The sequence below is a fragment of the Geminocystis sp. CENA526 genome (assembly GCF_050753365.1).
GTDB lineage: Bacteria > Cyanobacteriota > Cyanobacteriia > Cyanobacteriales > Cyanobacteriaceae > Geminocystis.
This window is the reverse complement of sequence record NZ_JBLZFY010000018.1, coordinates 1-16,696: the sequence shown is the minus strand read 5'-3', so window position 1 is coordinate 16,696 and position 16,696 is coordinate 1. Positions and strand designations below refer to the sequence as shown.

General features: G+C 33.8%; 21 protein-coding genes. 12 read left to right on the top strand and 9 right to left on the bottom strand.

The annotated features are described in order from the left end of the window. Positions 1-198: 198 nt before the first annotated feature. The 6 genes from hpnA to ACN4EE_RS07305 all read left to right on the top strand — a co-directional run bounded on the left by hpnA (position 199) and on the right by ACN4EE_RS07305 (position 4,645). Complete coding sequence (gene hpnA, locus ACN4EE_RS07330) at positions 199-1,194, top strand: hopanoid-associated sugar epimerase (RefSeq protein ID WP_431705762.1); 996 nt, start codon at positions 199-201, stop codon at positions 1,192-1,194. A gap of 73 nt (positions 1,195-1,267) precedes the next feature. Next, positions 1,268-1,954 carry a photosystem II repair protein Psb32 gene (psb32, locus tag ACN4EE_RS07325; RefSeq protein ID WP_431705761.1) on the top strand — a complete coding sequence of 229 codons (687 nt, stop codon included), beginning with the start codon at positions 1,268-1,270 and terminating at the stop codon, positions 1,952-1,954. A 72-nt stretch (positions 1,955-2,026) separates the two neighbouring features. Further along, complete coding sequence (locus ACN4EE_RS07320) at positions 2,027-2,281, top strand: DUF6761 family protein (protein ID WP_431705760.1); 255 nt, start codon at positions 2,027-2,029, stop codon at positions 2,279-2,281. A gap of 418 nt (positions 2,282-2,699) precedes the next feature. Further along, positions 2,700-3,872 carry an LL-diaminopimelate aminotransferase gene (locus tag ACN4EE_RS07315; RefSeq protein WP_431705759.1) on the top strand — a complete coding sequence of 391 codons (1,173 nt, stop codon included), beginning with the start codon at positions 2,700-2,702 and terminating at the stop codon, positions 3,870-3,872. A gap of 63 nt (positions 3,873-3,935) precedes the next feature. Continuing rightward, on the top strand, positions 3,936-4,322 hold the full coding sequence (locus ACN4EE_RS07310) for a hypothetical protein (protein WP_431705758.1): 387 nt from the start codon (positions 3,936-3,938) through the stop codon (positions 4,320-4,322). Then, positions 4,319-4,645 carry a hypothetical protein gene (locus tag ACN4EE_RS07305; RefSeq protein WP_431705757.1) on the top strand — a complete coding sequence of 109 codons (327 nt, stop codon included), beginning with the start codon at positions 4,319-4,321 and terminating at the stop codon, positions 4,643-4,645. The genes ACN4EE_RS07310 and ACN4EE_RS07305 overlap by 4 nt, the downstream gene beginning before the upstream one ends. 254 nt (positions 4,646-4,899) lie before the next feature. Here ACN4EE_RS07305 and ACN4EE_RS07300 read toward each other — a convergent pair whose 3' ends face one another. The 4 genes from ACN4EE_RS07300 to ACN4EE_RS07285 all read right to left on the bottom strand — a co-directional run bounded on the left by ACN4EE_RS07300 (position 4,900) and on the right by ACN4EE_RS07285 (position 7,736). Next, positions 4,900-5,526 (bottom strand): hypothetical protein, encoded by a 627-nt coding sequence (locus ACN4EE_RS07300; RefSeq protein WP_431705756.1) that lies wholly within the window; start codon positions 5,524-5,526, stop codon positions 4,900-4,902. A gap of 68 nt (positions 5,527-5,594) precedes the next feature. Beyond that, the gene (locus ACN4EE_RS07295; RefSeq protein ID WP_431705755.1) at positions 5,595-6,053 is read right to left on the bottom strand and encodes an NUDIX hydrolase; all 459 of its coding nucleotides are present in this window, start codon (positions 6,051-6,053) and stop codon (positions 5,595-5,597) included. Between the two features lie 185 nt (positions 6,054-6,238). Beyond that, entirely contained in the window at positions 6,239-7,273 is a 1,035-nt protein-coding gene (gene pdhA / locus ACN4EE_RS07290; protein WP_431705754.1) for a pyruvate dehydrogenase (acetyl-transferring) E1 component subunit alpha, read from the bottom strand. 79 nt (positions 7,274-7,352) lie between these two features. Next, positions 7,353-7,736: a hypothetical protein gene (locus ACN4EE_RS07285; protein ID WP_431705753.1), complete on the bottom strand. Its 384-nt coding sequence runs from the start codon at positions 7,734-7,736 to the stop codon at positions 7,353-7,355. Positions 7,737-7,875: 139 nt separating this feature from the next. On the opposite strand from ACN4EE_RS07285, the gene ACN4EE_RS07280 reads away from it, so the two are divergent. From ACN4EE_RS07280 to ACN4EE_RS07255, 6 genes are all read left to right on the top strand, one after another. Further along, entirely contained in the window at positions 7,876-8,220 is a 345-nt protein-coding gene (locus ACN4EE_RS07280; RefSeq protein ID WP_431705752.1) for a DUF760 domain-containing protein, read from the top strand. Positions 8,221-8,488: 268 nt separating this feature from the next. After that, positions 8,489-8,956 carry a GNAT family N-acetyltransferase gene (locus ACN4EE_RS07275; RefSeq protein WP_431705751.1) on the top strand — a complete coding sequence of 156 codons (468 nt, stop codon included), beginning with the start codon at positions 8,489-8,491 and terminating at the stop codon, positions 8,954-8,956. 157 nt (positions 8,957-9,113) lie between these two features. Continuing rightward, positions 9,114-9,689 (top strand): rhomboid family intramembrane serine protease, encoded by a 576-nt coding sequence (locus ACN4EE_RS07270; protein WP_431705750.1) that lies wholly within the window; start codon positions 9,114-9,116, stop codon positions 9,687-9,689. A gap of 183 nt (positions 9,690-9,872) precedes the next feature. Beyond that, complete coding sequence (gene ribE, locus ACN4EE_RS07265) at positions 9,873-10,559, top strand: riboflavin synthase (RefSeq protein WP_431705749.1); 687 nt, start codon at positions 9,873-9,875, stop codon at positions 10,557-10,559. A gap of 2 nt (positions 10,560-10,561) precedes the next feature. Continuing rightward, on the top strand, positions 10,562-11,614 hold the full coding sequence (locus tag ACN4EE_RS07260; RefSeq protein ID WP_431705748.1) for a DUF3326 domain-containing protein: 1,053 nt from the start codon (positions 10,562-10,564) through the stop codon (positions 11,612-11,614). Between the two features lie 33 nt (positions 11,615-11,647). Then, a complete protein-coding gene (locus ACN4EE_RS07255; RefSeq protein WP_431705812.1) occupies positions 11,648-12,217 on the top strand; it encodes a shikimate kinase in 570 nt (189 codons plus the stop codon). A gap of 40 nt (positions 12,218-12,257) precedes the next feature. On the opposite strand, the gene rdgB is transcribed toward ACN4EE_RS07255, so the two are convergent. From rdgB to ACN4EE_RS07230, 5 genes are all read right to left on the bottom strand, one after another. Beyond that, the gene (gene rdgB / locus ACN4EE_RS07250; protein ID WP_431705747.1) at positions 12,258-12,830 is read right to left on the bottom strand and encodes an RdgB/HAM1 family non-canonical purine NTP pyrophosphatase; all 573 of its coding nucleotides are present in this window, start codon (positions 12,828-12,830) and stop codon (positions 12,258-12,260) included. A 96-nt stretch (positions 12,831-12,926) separates the two neighbouring features. Further along, on the bottom strand, positions 12,927-13,484 hold the full coding sequence (locus ACN4EE_RS07245) for a LabA-like NYN domain-containing protein (RefSeq protein ID WP_431705811.1): 558 nt from the start codon (positions 13,482-13,484) through the stop codon (positions 12,927-12,929). Between the two features lie 514 nt (positions 13,485-13,998). Then, positions 13,999-14,835 carry a sulfurtransferase gene (locus ACN4EE_RS07240; RefSeq protein ID WP_431705746.1) on the bottom strand — a complete coding sequence of 279 codons (837 nt, stop codon included), beginning with the start codon at positions 14,833-14,835 and terminating at the stop codon, positions 13,999-14,001. A 209-nt stretch (positions 14,836-15,044) separates the two neighbouring features. Continuing rightward, a complete protein-coding gene (locus tag ACN4EE_RS07235) occupies positions 15,045-15,668 on the bottom strand; it encodes an ExbD/TolR family protein (RefSeq protein ID WP_431705745.1) in 624 nt (207 codons plus the stop codon). Between the two features lie 161 nt (positions 15,669-15,829). Next, positions 15,830-16,492 carry a MotA/TolQ/ExbB proton channel family protein gene (locus ACN4EE_RS07230; protein ID WP_431705744.1) on the bottom strand — a complete coding sequence of 221 codons (663 nt, stop codon included), beginning with the start codon at positions 16,490-16,492 and terminating at the stop codon, positions 15,830-15,832. Positions 16,493-16,696 lie beyond the last annotated feature (204 nt).

Sequence of the window (16,696 nt, the reverse complement as noted above, 5' to 3'; positions counted from 1 at the left end):
TTTAACCTATAATTTCATGGTTAACAACTTGGATTATCAATTATAACTATACTATAATGATTGTTAGGAAAAATTATGATTTATTTATCAATACCCTGAGAATTAAAGGCATAAATAAGGTAACGAGGAGTATAATTAATAACTATGATTGATATTTATTAATATCGATGAGACTTTTATACAAATAAATTCTCTTTTATGAATACAAAAAAAGAAAAAATTTTTATCACGGGAGCAACGGGTTTTGTCGGGGCAAATATCGCTCGATCGTTATTAAAAGAAAATTATCAAGTAAAGGCTTTAGTTAGAAAAAATAGTAACTTAGCTAATGTTAAAAACTTAGATATTGAGTTAGTAGAAGGTAGTTTAAATGATGAAAATTTAGCTCAAAAAATGCTAGATTGTGATTATTTATTTCATGTCGCCGCTCACTATTCTTTATGGTCAAAAGACAAAGATTTATTATATCAAAATAATGTTTTAGGCACAAGAAATATTTTACAATGTGCGAAAAAAGCAGGAATCAAACGCACAGTTTATACAAGCTCTGTGGCGGCGATCGGACTGAGAAAAGATGCTATATTAACTGATGAAAATTATCAATCTCCAGTGGAAAAATTGATAGGTAACTATAAAAAATCCAAATATTATGCTGAACAAGAAGCTCATTTAGCGGTAAAAAATGGTCAAGATATAGTTATAGTTAATCCTAGCACTCCCATAGGAGAATATGACATTAAACCAACTCCTACGGGGGAAATAATTGTTAGATTTCTTACGGATAATATGCCCGGTTTTGTCAATACTGGTTTGAATTTTATCGATGTTCAAGACGTAGCAAAAGGACATATTTTAGCTTTACAAAAAGGAAAAACAGGTGAACGTTATATCTTAGGAAATCAAAATTTAACTTTATCTCAATTCCTCGAAAAATTGGCAATTATTACTAATAAAAAACCTCCGCAAATTGAATTTCCTCTCTGGCTTCCTTTAAGCGTTGCTTTCATGGATGAATATGTATTAAGCAAATTCGGTAAAACCCCTTCTATTGCTTTAGAGGGGGTGAAAATGTCTGGACAATTTATGTACTATGATTCTAGTAAAGCTGTTCGAGAATTGGGTTTACCTCAAACTAACATCGATGAAGCGATCGATCGATCGGTAAAATGGTTTCAATGTAATCAAGTAAAATAAAACAAATTTTTTTTTCATCATCCCCATAACATGAGATAATAGGGGAATTATTTACATACTGGAATCATAAATTATGAGAAAAGTAAACGCTATCATTCTCAGTTTTTCTTTTTCCTTATTACTGTTATTTACTATGGGGATTAACTCCGCTTTTGCCACTGGAGTTTATGATTTACCTGTAATTAATGCAGGAGAAGATATTTGGATTGTGGATAACGCCGAAGCCATCAGCAAAACCACAGAAAGCACTTTAGACAATGAATTAGAAGATTTAGCTCTTACCACAGGAAATGAGGTGCGCATAGTCGTTATCAATCGTCTCGATTATGGTGAAACCATCGACACTTTTACCGATGAATTGTTCTCTCAATGGTATCCTACCCCCCAAGAGCAACAAAATCAAACTTTATTCGTCTTAGATACTCTAACCAATCGTACCGCCCTTCGCACCCAAGTAACTTCCCTTTTAACCCCTGAAATTACTGACAGTGTATTGAAGGAAACTGTAACTGTACCTTTGAAAAATTTACAATACAATCAGGCTTTAATAGATATGAGCGATCGAGTTGTCGCCGTTTTGTCTGGTCAAGAAGACCCAGGTCCTCCTCAAGTGAAAGAAATCAACATTGAGGGTACATTTGCCACCGCCGAAGAAACGGACGATCGAAATGCTACTATCTGGATGGTTGTACTGTTAGGATTAGCTACCTTAATTCCTATGGTGACATATTTCTGGTATGTAGGCTTTCCGGGTAATTAGGGTACAATAAAAATATGAAAGCATCGTATTTCATAACTATCAATTTAATATAAACCGATAATAAGAAAAATTATGCTCACAGATCCCTTTGTTATTCGATACTATCAAAAACTAACTGATGGAATGGTGGATTTATGGCATAGAGGTAGTCGCTATGAAGAGTTAAGAATATACATGGAAGGGTATCTCGCTTGTCTGCGTCTAACTAATGTCATTGAAGGTTATCAAATCCATCGTTTAGAAGAGGAGGCTTTTCGTTTTCTACGAGACCCTTCTAATTTTGAACTAGCTATGCCCCAATTGCAACGAGAACATGATTACTATTAAACCAAGATAAGCTAGTTTGTGCAACGATTTGTACTGAAATAAAAATCTAGGTAATATTTCATAATCCGCCAAGAAATAAATTTCATGGCTAATAGCACAAGTCAGCTAAAGCGACTAATTTTAATGTAAAACAACGTATTGCTAAAATATTTTAATTAAAAACAATGTTTATGAAATCACTTTAGTAGATTTTTGCTATTAGCTTCGTCAATTTATTGCGAAGCGAGTAATATTAACCTTGTCGGATTGCTAGGCAGTCATTACACAAAATCAATTTTTTGTCAAGTTTTATGTTAAGATTTATTTCGCCAACAGGATCATTTATTGCGAAGCGAGTCGTTGCACAAAACCAATTTTTTTGTCAAGTTTTATATTAAGATTTGTTTCGCCAACAAGATCATAAAAACTTAAATTATTTATGCAATTATCAGAGAGAATAAAACCCTTAGCAAAAAATGTTTTTGCTGATATGGATAAGGCGAAAACTGAGGCTATTTTACTAGGAAAAACTATTATAGATTTATCGTTAGGTTCATCAGATTTACCAACTCCTTCACATATTATCAGTTCGATCGAGCAATCTTTAAATAATCCAGAAAATCATGGTTATTTATTGCATGGTGGCACGGCAGAATTTAGGAAAGTTGTCGCTAATTGGTATGAAAAAAGATTCGGTGTTTTTGTCGATTGGCAAACAGAAATTTTACCTTTAATTGGTTGCCAAGAAGGTACTGCTCATTTACCTTTAGCTATTCTTAATTCAGGAGATTACGCATTATTACTTGATCCGGGGTATCCTTCCCATGCAGGAGGAATTTATCTAGCTGGAGGACAAATTTATACTTTAGCTTTATTAGCTGAAAATAATTTTTTACCTCAATTTAATGATATTCCTCAAGAGATTTTAAACAAGGCGAAAATGATGGTTTTAAATTACCCTCATAACCCCACCAGTGCCACTGCTTCTTTAGATTTTTTTGAGTCTGCCGTTCAATTTTGTAAAAGTAATAATATCGTTTTAGTCCATGATTTCCCCTATATGGATATAGTTTTTGACGAAAATAAGCCCCCTTCGGTTTTACAAGTTGATACTAAAAAAGAGGTTTCGATCGAATTTTTTACCTTTTCAAAATCTTATAATATGGGCGGTTTTAGAATTGGTTTTGCTATTGGTAATCCTCAATTAATTACTGGTTTAAAACAAATTAAATCTGTAGTTGATTTTAACCAATATAAAGGGATTTTAAATGGTGCAATTACTGCGTTAACATCCTCTCAAGAATGTGTGGAAAAAACAGTGAAAACCTATCAAGAAAGGAGAGATTTTTTAATCAAAGCATTACATAATATTGGTTGGGATGTACCGACACCTTCAGCAACTTTATATGTTTGGGCAAAACTACCGAAAGCATGGGAACAAGATTCGATCGATTTTTGTGTAGAATTAGTCAAAAAAACAGGTGTGGCTTTATCTCCCGGTGCAGGTTTTGGCAATAATGGAGAAGGGTATGTAAGATTTGCTTTAGTAAAACCGCCCGAAATTTTACAAGAAGCTGTCGAAAAAATAGCTATATTTATGAATAAAAAATAGACGATAATGAGCAATACTAACAGATAATACCATAAAAAAGATAAGCCCTAAATTTTTCCCTTCATGGAACAATCAAGAGATATAATAATTAATGATATTTTACTGGTTATTGAATTAGTAAAAACTCAAATTATTTGGAAACATCAAAAGGCAGAAATTCATCTAAAAAAAAGAATTGCTCGTAAACATTTACCTCCTAACTGTACGATAGATGGATATGAGTTCATAATATTAAGTGTCATTAATAAATCAGACGCACAATTATATCTCTATCAATACAATAATTCTATATATCCTACTATTGTGGCTATGTACAAAGATTATCTTTGGTTAGTGATGTTTAATATGGAAGGGATTATGGAAACTGCATTTCCCCCAGATAATCCAACATCTTGCCTAAGTCAATTATCGTTCAAATATCTTGGAGTATTAAAGGAGTTAAAATCATGAAAGAAGAATTATTACAAAGTTATCAAATTAATGTCAAATATCCTGACGTTAGTGGATTTGAACATTTAGAAACTTTACAAATTAGAGATCAATTAGCCTTAATAGAAATAGAATTAAGTGAGGATCAAAAAAAACAATTATCTTTAGCTGATCAATTACTAATAAAAAATTCTCAAAAATTTTATGCTGAATTATCAACTTTAATCGATTTAAAAAAGAAAAGAGAATCAGAAAATATCTCCCCAACTTCTTGGTGGTGGTATGTTGATGTTTTAGCTAATTTACCCTTATTATTTCCTGCTTCTGAATCTGTTATTCATTAAATTACTTTGAGTAGATTTTCTAGCTTAAAACATTTTAAAATTATGGAGATGATATTTATTTTTAATGTTATGTAATTCATGTTTAGGAGTAATGCCATTAGACAGTACCCAATGAATTGATTCCACTGGTTTTTTATGTCCTGCAATGACATCATGGATAATAGCTATTTTCCTTTCTACTTCAAATAACTTATGGGAAAAAACAAAGTCTATGCCCCATCCACTAAGACTTTCATAAAAAAATTCTTTGCTTTTTAAGTAACCATAATTAGAAAAAAAGGCATCATTACTTCAACAAAATTGGACTCTTTGATCAGATAACCCGTTTTGTGGAATAAATGGGGAAAATTAACGTAACTATCAAGGGATAAACTAGGTTGAAATAAATCTAAATTAAAAATTTCAGCAATAAATAGCATTTTATTAATGTCACTAATAGAAAGTAAAACATCGTGATCAATAAAACCATAATAAGAAAAAGTATTAGGTAATTTTTCTGATAAAATTTGCATTATTTCACCTTTTCCTTGTGTTTTTTGGGAAAAATAATAAGTTATAGGATAGGGTAAGTTAGGAAAGTAATTTTCTCCTGTAAAATCAAAAAGACAAATATTAAATTTAGGAACAGTATCAAAATAAATAGGTAGCGGTTGATTCGGTCTAATATTAATCGTAATTAGAGCCGAAAATTGTGATGAAGATTCTTTATAAGTTAATTGACAAAGTTGATTACGGGTTTTTTCTAAGAGTTTCTGAAATTCAATAATATCAGGTTTTTCTCTTAATACGATACGACAAATTTTTTCAACTTCACGATAGTTTCCTTGTTTAAAATTATCAATTGCTTGTTGATAAAAAGTCTTTACAGATTTTCCTCTCATATATATATATTATCTTAAAATTAATGTAATTATTTTTTACTTAAAAAACGATCGATTTTCTATCTTAATTAACATATTTGAGGAGTATTTTTATTAAAATAGTCTTGAATTTGTCGATCGTGATCATGAGCTAAATTACCTAAAGGAAGACTCTCTTTTGAGAAGGCTTTTACCTCTAAAATTTCCCTCGTATCTTCAACTTTCATTTCTCCTGTGACTTGGGTTTCTATTAGTATAGAGATAGAGTGAAGACGGGGATCTCGATCGAACGCCGAATATACCCCCACTAAACGCCCCATTTTTACTAATTCTAATCCCGTTTCTTCTTTTAATTCCCGATCGATCGTACTGGGTATGTCTTCTCCCCAATCCACCATACCACCGGGTAAACTCCATTGTTTTGTATCACGGCGATAAACTAAAACAATATCACCATTAGGCAACACAGGTACAAGAGTTACCCCTAGTACGGGATGACGAAAGATGATTTTTAAAACGGCGTAAATAAATTGCCAATGACGCTTCATCAGTGTATAGTAAATAAACTACAATGTATAGTGAAGAGTGTATAGTTTTTAACCAATAATTTAGAGTTCAATTTATTGAACATGATTTTGTTAGACGTGTAATTCATTACACGTTGATTCATTGATTTATCTCCTATAACTACTTCTTCATTCTTCATTCTTCATTCTTCATTCTTCATTCTTGATTAGTCTTCGGCGAAAATATAACGATATAATTCGCTAGGATCGGGTTCGGGACTGGCTTCCGCAAATTCTACCGCTTCGTCAATGGTTTTTTGTACTTTTTTGTCAATAGCATCTAATTCAGCTTGAGTGACAATGTTATTTTTAGTTAAATAATTGGCAAATTTAATGATCGGGTCTCTAGCATTCCAAAATTCTTTCTCTTGGGGATCTCTTAATTCGTCTGGATCAGCTAAAGAATGCCCACGAAAACGATAGGTTAACGCTTCAATTAAAGTGGGACCTTCTCCAGCTCTAGCACGTTCGATCGCTCTTTGTGCCACATCTCGCACAGCTAATAAATCCATACCGTCCACTTCATAGCCTTCCATGTTAAATACACTAGCTTTTTTATAGATTTCAGGTTGAGAAGTAGCTCGATCGTGTGCCATGCCGATCGCCCATTTATTGTTTTCTACTACATAGATAATGGGTAATTTCCATAATGCCGCCATGTTAAGACATTCAAAAAATTGACCATTATTACTTGCACCATCACCAAAAAAGCATACGGTAACTTGATCAAAATCCTTGTCACCCATTGCTAAACGGCGATACATACTTTGATAAGCTGTACCCGTTGCCACGGGGATACCCTCTGCTACGAAGGCATAACCGCCTAATAATTTATGTTCTGCGGAAAACATGTGCATTGAACCACCACGTCCTTTACTACATCCTGTCGCTTTTCCGAATAGTTCCGCCATAACTTCTTTAGCCGGTACTCCACTACTTAAAGCGTGAACGTGATCTCGATAGGTACTGCAAACATAGTCATAATCAGGTTTTAAGGATTTTATAATACCACTGGATACGGCTTCTTGTCCGTTGTAAAGGTGAACAAAACCAAACATTCTACCACGATAATACATTTCAGCGCATTTATCTTCAAATAAGCGCCCTAAAACCATGTCTTCGTAATAAATTAAACTTTCTTCTTTAGTGATTTTAACTTTGGAGTTATCAAATTTAGGGAGAGTTCTTTCTTTTGTTGCCATAGTATTTTATTTTAGTTATCTCTAATTTATTATTAGCGATCGATGAACAATTAACAATCTATCGATGTGGAATTTTGCCTTAATCTAAAAAATCTGTGAGAATTTCGTCGGGTTCGTCTTCGATTTCTTCCTGTATCATGATAGTTCGATCGATTCGATCAAAAGGACGAGATATAACTTGAGTTTGCAAACTAGCAATCAATTTTTCCATAATCTCAAAGCGATATTTAAGGTTATCAAGATCATAATCTTTGGTTTCTAAAACAGTTAATCTTTTAGTTAAATCTTGATGTTGTTGTTCCATTCGATCGAGCCGACTATTGTATAAATTATCCCCTAAATATTGACCAATAATATCAGTAATAACTTGTGATAAAGAGAGGTTTTTTGATTGCGCTAAATGTTCAATTTTTTCTAACCATTCGATCGGTAAATCTAAGGTAATATTTAAAGGCTTATTCATAATAATTTGCTATACTGAAACTAGATATGTGTTTTACTATAGCCTGAGTTCGGTTTTACTCAACTATACTTTCAAAAAAAATTGCTACATTATAGATATTAGATTAATTGTTGTAAACAAACATTAAGAGAGAAAAGTCATGAATAATAGAACCAATCAAAACAATAGATTTTTTAACCCTGCTGACGAAGAAAATAGTTTTTTAGAATATTTACAATCATTAACCCCTGAAACCATCAGTCAACTTTCTAAACCTCAATCTCAAGAAGTGTTTCAGGTGATGGAACGGAATATAATGGGAATGTTAGGCAGTTTACCCTCAGAACACTTTGGGGTTATGGTTAGTACCAATCGAGAAAATCTAGGTCGTTTATTGGCTTCTGCGATGATGAGTGGTTATTTTCTCAGAAATGCCGAACAAAGAATGGATTTTGAAAAGGCTTTATCTATTGCGGATCATAGAGAAGGTCCCGATCAATCCTAAAGGATAGGAAAAAATCGGGACAGAGTAATAAGTAATAAGTAATAAGTAACTATTTATTATCTATTATTTGTTCTGCTTTGTCAAGGTGTCCCAATGTTTTTTTGTCATCAAGGCAAAATTTTTAATTAAAAATAAGTACTAAAGCAAAATAGATTGTATATTTTTAAATTATAGGAAATAACCCATAATCTTTGTTGCCTCTGCCCCGATGCCTCTTGCCTTTTGCCTTTCACAAAGTAAACATACAATTAATTTGCCCATCTACTTAATGTTTCGTTTAGCTACTGACAATAATGACGTAGAGATTTTAAGACAAATCTTTCGTTTGAGTATCCAAAAATTAGCGCCTAGTTTATATTCCCATGAACAAGTGATCGCTTGGTCTGATTTTGCTAATAATATTATTAAGTTTCAGGATTATATTTTAGGTGCTGATACTTATGTATTAGAAAATTCTCAACAAATTATCGGCTTCTGTGGTTTTCATTACGATGGACATATTGCCTCATTTTATGTTCATCCTGATTTTACTCGTCAGGGTTACGGTACGAAGTTATTAAATTATGTTTTAGACAAGGCAATCCAAAAGGGAATCAAAAGATTTTATGCGGAGGCAAGTTTTTTTTCCCAACCTGTTTTTTCTCGCTGTGGTTTTGATATTGTGGAAATAGAAACCGTTAAATATGGAGAAGTTCCGTTCGATCGATATAAAATGGAGAAAGTAATTAGGAATTAACAATTAACAATTAACAATTAACAATTAAAAAATGTTTACCCAATACCTAACCTTTAATTGCGTCATTGCGAGGCACGAAGCAATCTGAATCAATCTCAAGCAACCCTAATTTTCAATTTGTCATGTTTCATTCCCCTTCTCCATTATTGTAAAATTTATGAGTGAAAGTAGTTTTAAAGCATTTACGAAAGAGTTAAAAACCCAATTTTCGATTATTGGTACTTTTATCGCTATTTTTTGGATTGTCGAAATTCTTGATCAATTTTTATTTAATGCCCGTTTAGATTATTTTGGTATCATACCTCGCAATATAACTGGTTTAAGAGGTATCATTCTCGCTCCTTTTCTTCATGGTGATTTTCCTCACCTTATCGCTAATACCCTCCCCTTTGCTATATTGGGATGGTTCGTAATGTTGCAAGATACGAAAGACTTTTTTACCGTTACCCTTTACTCGATGTTTTTCAGTGGTGTGGGAGTTTGGTTATTTGCCCAACCTAATTCTATTACCGTTGGCGCTAGTGGTGTAGTTTTTGGTTATTTAGGTTTTTTATTATTACGGGGTTATTTTCAAAAAAATGCACCCTCGATCGCGCTATCTTTAATCGTAGTGTTTCTCTATGGTGGGATGATTTGGGGAGTATTGCCTTCTAGTCCTCATGTATCATGGTTAGGACATTTATTTGGTTTTATTGGTGGCATTGTCGCCGCTAAGGCAATTTCTAAAAGTTAATAAATTGTTTGTAGAAAAAGATGGTAAATTAATAGGAATTGCAGATTTGTAAAAGTTCATGGAGATTGCTTCGTGCCTCGCAATGACAATACGAGAATAGAGAAAATATAAAATTTGGAATTAATAACTATTCACTATTCACTATCAACTACTCACTATTCACTCTCAACTATTCACTAACTCGTGTTTACAGGTTTAATTCAAGGAATGGGTAATATCAAGGCTTTAGGGAATGACTTATTTGCCATTGATATTGATAAAAATACCCAAAATATCATAAGTACAGATTTAGCCATCGGGGATAGTGTCGCCGTTGATGGTATCTGTTTGACGGTGGAAAAAATCACTGCTGATGGTTTTACTGCCACTGCTTCTCCTGAAACTCTACAACGCACTACTTTAAAAGAAAGTACCAAGAAAAATAAAAAGGTCAATTTAGAGACTTCTTTACGGGTAGGGAGTAAAATAGGAGGACATTTTGTTAGTGGTCATGTGGATGGTGTTGGTTGTTTATTAGAATCGGTGAATAGTCAAAAAGCGTGGGAAATGACGTTTACTTCTCCTGCTCACCTCGAAAGTCAATGGTATGATTATATTTCACCCTATATCGTTTCTAAAGCCAGTATTGCGGTTAATGGTATTAGTTTAACTATTGCTGATTGCGATCGAGATGGTAAATGGTTTACAGTGGCGGTAATACCCCATACCTATCAAGAAACAAATTTATCTTTATTACGATCGGGGGATGAAGTTAATTTAGAAAGTGATATACTGGGAAAATATGTCGATCGATTGATTAGTCATCGTTTAGGAAATAAAGCGACTCCACAGGATATAACCCTTGATTTTCTGTTACAACATGGCTATTAAAAATGATAAAAAAACCTTATTGTACTGTTTTAATTATTCCCACTGGTATTGGGGCATCCATAGGCGGTTATGCTGGAGATGCTTTACCTGTAGCTCGATCGATGTCTCAAGTGTGTGATCGAGTTATCACCCATCCCAACGTAATGAATGGGGCAAGTTTATATTGGCAATGTGAAAATATCGACTATGTAGAGGGTTATGGTTTAGATAAATTTGCTTCGGGAGAGTGGGGTTTAGAGTCGGTGCGCCAAAACAAAATCGGCTTAATACTAGATAAGGGTATCGAAACAGAATTGAGATATAGACATCTGCAAGTAGCTGATGGAGTGAGGGCGACTTTAGGCATTAATGTTCAAGACTATATTATCACCGATCGAGCCTTAAACGTGGAATTGAGAACCGCAGAAAGTGGAGCGAGTTGGGGTACAATTGGACACCCTGACAGTTTACTACGAGCGGGAGAAAAATTAATCCAAGAAGGGAAGGTAAATGCTTTAGCGGTGGTGGCTAGATTTCCCGATGATACCGATAGCCAAGCCTTAGAGAATTATCGTCATGGTAAGGGTGTCGATGTGTTAGCAGGTGCAGAAGCAGTTATTTCTCATCTGTTGGTGAGAGAGTTTCACATACCCTGCGCCCACGCTCCAGCTTTATCCCCTTTACCCTTAGATATTAATATATCACCTCGATCGAGTGCCGAAGAATTAGGATATACATTTTTATCCTGTGTATTAGTGGGATTAAGCAAAGCGCCCCAATTTACTTTACAACGTCATCACCATAGCCTTTGGGCGGAAGATATTAATAGTGTAGTCATTCCTGCTAGTGCCTGTGGAGGTAGTGCTATCTTAAGTTTTAGTGGGTTAAATACCACCATTATCGCCGTTGAAGATAATGAAACGGTGTTAGATATATCCCCCGAAGTGTTGGGGATAAAAGCTATTAGGGTAAAATCCTATCTTGAAGCATTAGGCTTAATTGTACTCGATCGATCGGGCATCCGTCTTGATGCGTTAAATAATGGCGAAAGGCGAATGAGGCAATGGGAAAATTAAGAATTAAGAATTAACAATTAACAATTATCCACTATTCACTATTCACTATTCATGGACATTTTAAGAGGATTAAACGTTTATTTAATTGGTATGATGGGTTCAGGTAAAACTACCGTAGGAGAATTATTGGCTCAAAAGTTACGTTATCGTTTTTTAGACACCGATGCCATTATTGAAACCTTGAGTCATAAAACCATTAGTCAAATTTTTGCAGAGGAAGGGGAAGCTAGTTTTCGTCAATTAGAAAGTGATGTTTTAAAGGAGGTTTCTGCTTATACTCGCACGGTTATAGCTACGGGAGGAGGTATTATTCTTTGTCAAGACAACTGGAGTCATTTGCGGGATGGTATGGTTATTTGGTTAGATGTGCCGGTGGAGGTTTTAACTCAAAGACTCGCAGACGATAACACCCGCCCATTGTTACAAGAAGAAGATTTAACGGCTAAATTAACTGATTTAAGACATCAGAGAGAGTCTTTATATCAACAGGCTGATATTACCATTACTATAGTCGATCGAGATACCCCAGAGGACATTGTGAATAAGATACTGACAGAAATTCCACACCATGTGAAACCCGAATTTAATCCTGAGATGAATTAGTTAGTCAAGATTTGTTTAAAAAAATCCATCAACAAGGCGTTTAAAAGGATTTGAGTAACGGTATTAGATTAGCAAAGGCTTTTCCTCGATGACTTAGTTTTTCTTTCAATTCGGAAGGCATTTGTGCAAAGGTTTGGTTAACTTCGGGAACAAAAAAAATGGGATCGTAGCCAAAACCGTTGTCTCCTCTGGTTTCCGTCAAAATTTCCCCTTCACAAATTCCCTCTGTTTGAATCACTATTTCCCCTTCTGGATTGGCAATGGCGATGGCACAGACAAATTGAGCCGATCGATCTACACTATATTTTAATTCAGTTAGTAACCTATTGATTCGATCGAAATCCGTTTTACCATACCTTGCGGAATAAATGCCGGGTTGTCCATTTAAAGCATTTACCATTAAACCAGAATCATCGGCGATCGACCATTGTTTTAAGGTAGTAGCGATGTAAGAGGCTTTAATAATGGCATTTTCCATAAAAGTTTTACCCGTTTCTTCTATGTCTAATTCGGGAGGTTTTAAGGCTAATTCAAAATCAAAATCCCTTAAAAGTTCCTGCATTTCCCTAACTTTACCAGCATTACTACTAGCAACCACTAATTTTGTAAACATCTTTTCTCAAATTAATTAATATAAAAACATCCTTAAATAACAATTGTTAATTGTTAATTGTTAATTGTTAATTGTTAATTGTTAATTGTTAATTAATTAGTAGTCTCGTTTTTCAATACAACCTCTAATTTCGTTGAGATCAATATATCGATCGGTAGCGTTACGCAATTCTCTGGCAATCATGCCATCAGTAGATACTACAGTAATATGAGTGTTTTTTGATCTTAAAAGTTCGATCGCTCTTTCAAAATCGCCGTCACCACTGAATAAGACAACTCGATCGTACTGTTCTACGGTATTAAACATATCTACCACGATTTCAATATCTAAATTAGCTTTTTGAGAAAAACGCCCCGAACTATCATCGTAATATTCTTTAAGAATTTTGGTGCGTACAGTATAACCAAGACTAATTAAAGCATCCCTAAAACCCCTTTGATCTTGAGAATCTTTTAAACCAGTGTACCAAAAAGCATTAATTAACATAAACCCTGATTCTTCCGAAAAATAGTCAATTACTTTACGGGGATCAAAAAACCAACCATTTTTTTGTTGAGCATAAAACATATTATTTCCATCGACAAAAATAGAAATTCTATCCCTTAATCGTTGATTACTAGGGTGATAATGATGGTTATTATTATGATTATTAATTTCAGTAGTCGAATTAATAATAGTTGTGGAATTAACTTGATATTCTGGATTATACTCAGGACGTGGAATTAATTGAGGTTTAGGATTATTACCATTGTTATCATTATTTTGTGAGTAATAATTATCTTTATTATTAAGTTCTGAGTGTATTTCTAAATAGGTTTTAGCTATACTCAAATTTCCATTATTAAGATCAAAATTTTGCATATAAATAACATTGAATTTAATAAGTAAAATATAAAAATAAAATAAGTTTTTTGATCAATATAGCTATGACTATATTTGCTACTAATATTTTCAAATTTTTAGAAATAATAGTATGGATATAAATAAAAATATTTAATTTTAAGTAAAATAAATTAGTAACAAAATATACATTTTAAAATTCAGTATGAACCAAATTTTAGAGAGTTACGACAATTTTAACCTCCTGTAACCTTCTTTCAAAAAAAAAGATTATGAGATGGAGATTTATTTTTTAATACAATTTGAATCTTAATTGAACTATAAAAAATTATTTAAAATTTTCTGGGTAGGAACACCAATCGCTCCAAGCACCTACATATAATTTACAATTATCTACACCAATGGATTTTAAAGCAAGTATGTCAACACAAGCGGTGACACCAGAACCGCAATAAACAATAATTTCCTTGTAATCTTGATAGTTTTGCCAAATCTGGGTTAATTCTTCCTGAGATTTGAGTTTTCCTTCGGAGGTAGTCATATCTTGCCAAAAAACATTTTTAGCAGTGGGAATACTACCGGCAATGGGATCAATTGGTTCAACTTTTCCCAGATAACGATCGATCGATCGAGCATCAATAATAACAGTATCAGGGGAAAACTGATTTTGACGCACATAATCGATATTTACCGCTAAATCAGATAACGGTTGATGAGGAAAAAATCCCCTAGATTCAGATTTAGGAACTTCAGAAGTTACAGGATAGTTTAAACGAGTCCATTCTTGCCAACCACCATCAAGGAGAAAAACTCGATCGTGACCGAGATATTGTAATAACCACCATAAACGGGAGGCAAAAGCAAAGCGAGAATCATCATAAGCCACGATAGTAGTTTCATTACGAACAATGCCCATAGAGGCTAATTTCTTCGCTAAAACTTGGGTATCGGGTAAAGGATGTCTTCCCCCGTGAGGTTGTACTGGACTGGCAAGATCGTGATTTAAGTGTAAATAATAAGAATTATAAATATGGCTATTAGTATATTGCTGATAACCCCAATCGGGTTCAGAGAGACGAAAACGACAATCAATAATTTTTACATTAGGATTATCAAGATTTTCTTTGAGCCATTGTGCTGAGACGATCGTCTGAGTGTGACCCATTATTTGTAATAAAAATTAAATAAGAAATAAATATAGAATAATTAAAAATATTAGTTACCAGTTTAACCTTAGATTCTCACAATATATATAATACAAACTAATTTAATGAGTAATGAAAAATAAGTAAAAAGTAAGAAGTAAGAAGTAAGAAGTCAAAACAAATTTTATACTTTTGCTTCCCCCTCTTATCTTTATGATCATTTTCAATTCTAATTAGCAGGAAGGGGAGGAGGAGTGGGAGAAACGGGCGCTGGAGGTTGACTAGGGGGTGGAGTGGGAGAACTTTCTGGATAACTAGGATAATAGGGATTAAAACCAGAATAGGGATCAACGGTTTGAGTTGGTGCTTGAGAGTTACCCGGTAAGGTAGCTAAAGCCACTCTCTCTCCTCCCACTTCTTTGAGCATATCTAGCACTTCAATAACTTGACTATAACGAACTTCTTGGGAAGCATGAAGCACCATTAATCCACTAGGGTTAAGGCTATGATAGTTTCTGATGGCGCTATAGAGTTGAACTTGACTAACGGGCTGTTTCTCTAAATATAATTGCCCTCGATTATCCAAACTAACCACTAACATCTCGCGCATTTGAGATGTACCCGTACTAGCTTTGGGTAAATTTAAACTCATTGCCTGTTGACGAGAAAAACCCACCGCCGCCAAAATGAAAAACGTCAAAATACAAAAAATTACGTCAATCATGGGTACAATTTCGATACTGACTTCTTGGGAGTTAATATCTTGCCATAGTTTAAAGGGTTTTACCCCAAATTTATGATGATGGGCAGATTTTGTTTCCGATACTTGGGATTTTTCCGATAATTGAGTCATAGGGTTTATTGCTACAAATAATATTTTTAATAATAAAGATTTTTTTATAAATTGTGGTAATCAGAGGATTAAAGTTCTCCAAAAATCAGGCTGAAAGCCCTAACCACTATAATAAAATTTTAATTTCGATCGAAATCTATAATAAGAAATCTCATTGATGGTTAATCATGGCGAGAAATGCCGATGCTCATTTGTTCTTGTTGTTGAATCCAGCGCTGACGATAAATTACTTCTAAATCACTTCCAGCTTTCCTAAAAACCCGCACTTGGTTAAACCAAAAAGCCTGAAATAACCTATAAAAAACTACGCTAGTGATAGCAACGATTAATCCTACCGCCGTAGAAATTAAAGATTCTCCAATCCCTTGAGTAACTCCTGATGTTGCTCCTGTACCTAAATCACTCAAAGAAATTGAACCTAAAGAACGAATTAAACCTAAAACTGTGCCTAAAAGTCCTAATAATGGGGATAAAGCAATAACCCCTTCTAAAATTTTGTCCCCTTTACGCATCAAAGCTAATTCATCATCAGCACCAGTTTCTAAGGCTAAATGGAAGATTTCAGGTTCGGGGTTATCGAGTTGTAGAGGGGTATTGAGAAATTTACCTAAAGGATGAGTACGGTAACGAGAGGCGATTTCTTGGGTTTTTTCCCAGTTAGTAGTCGCCGCATCCATGATATTATTTAAAATCTGCTCTTCTTTGAGCAATACTTTTGACCAAAACCAGATACGCTCAATAATAGTACCTAGGGCAAGAATCGATAAAAATAGTAGAGGCCATATAGCTACGCCTCCTTTTTCAATTAATTCAGCTAAAGTCACTGATGGTTACTCCTCAATCTCAATATTAATTTTCATTAACTCATTATCTTGTAAGAATCCACAAATGACAATTGAGAATTAAGAATTAAGAATTAAGAATTAAGACTTGAAAATTGAGAATTGAGAATTAAGAATTAAAAACCACTTATTATTTACTCATTACTCATTACTCATTACTCATTACTCATTACTCATTACTCATTA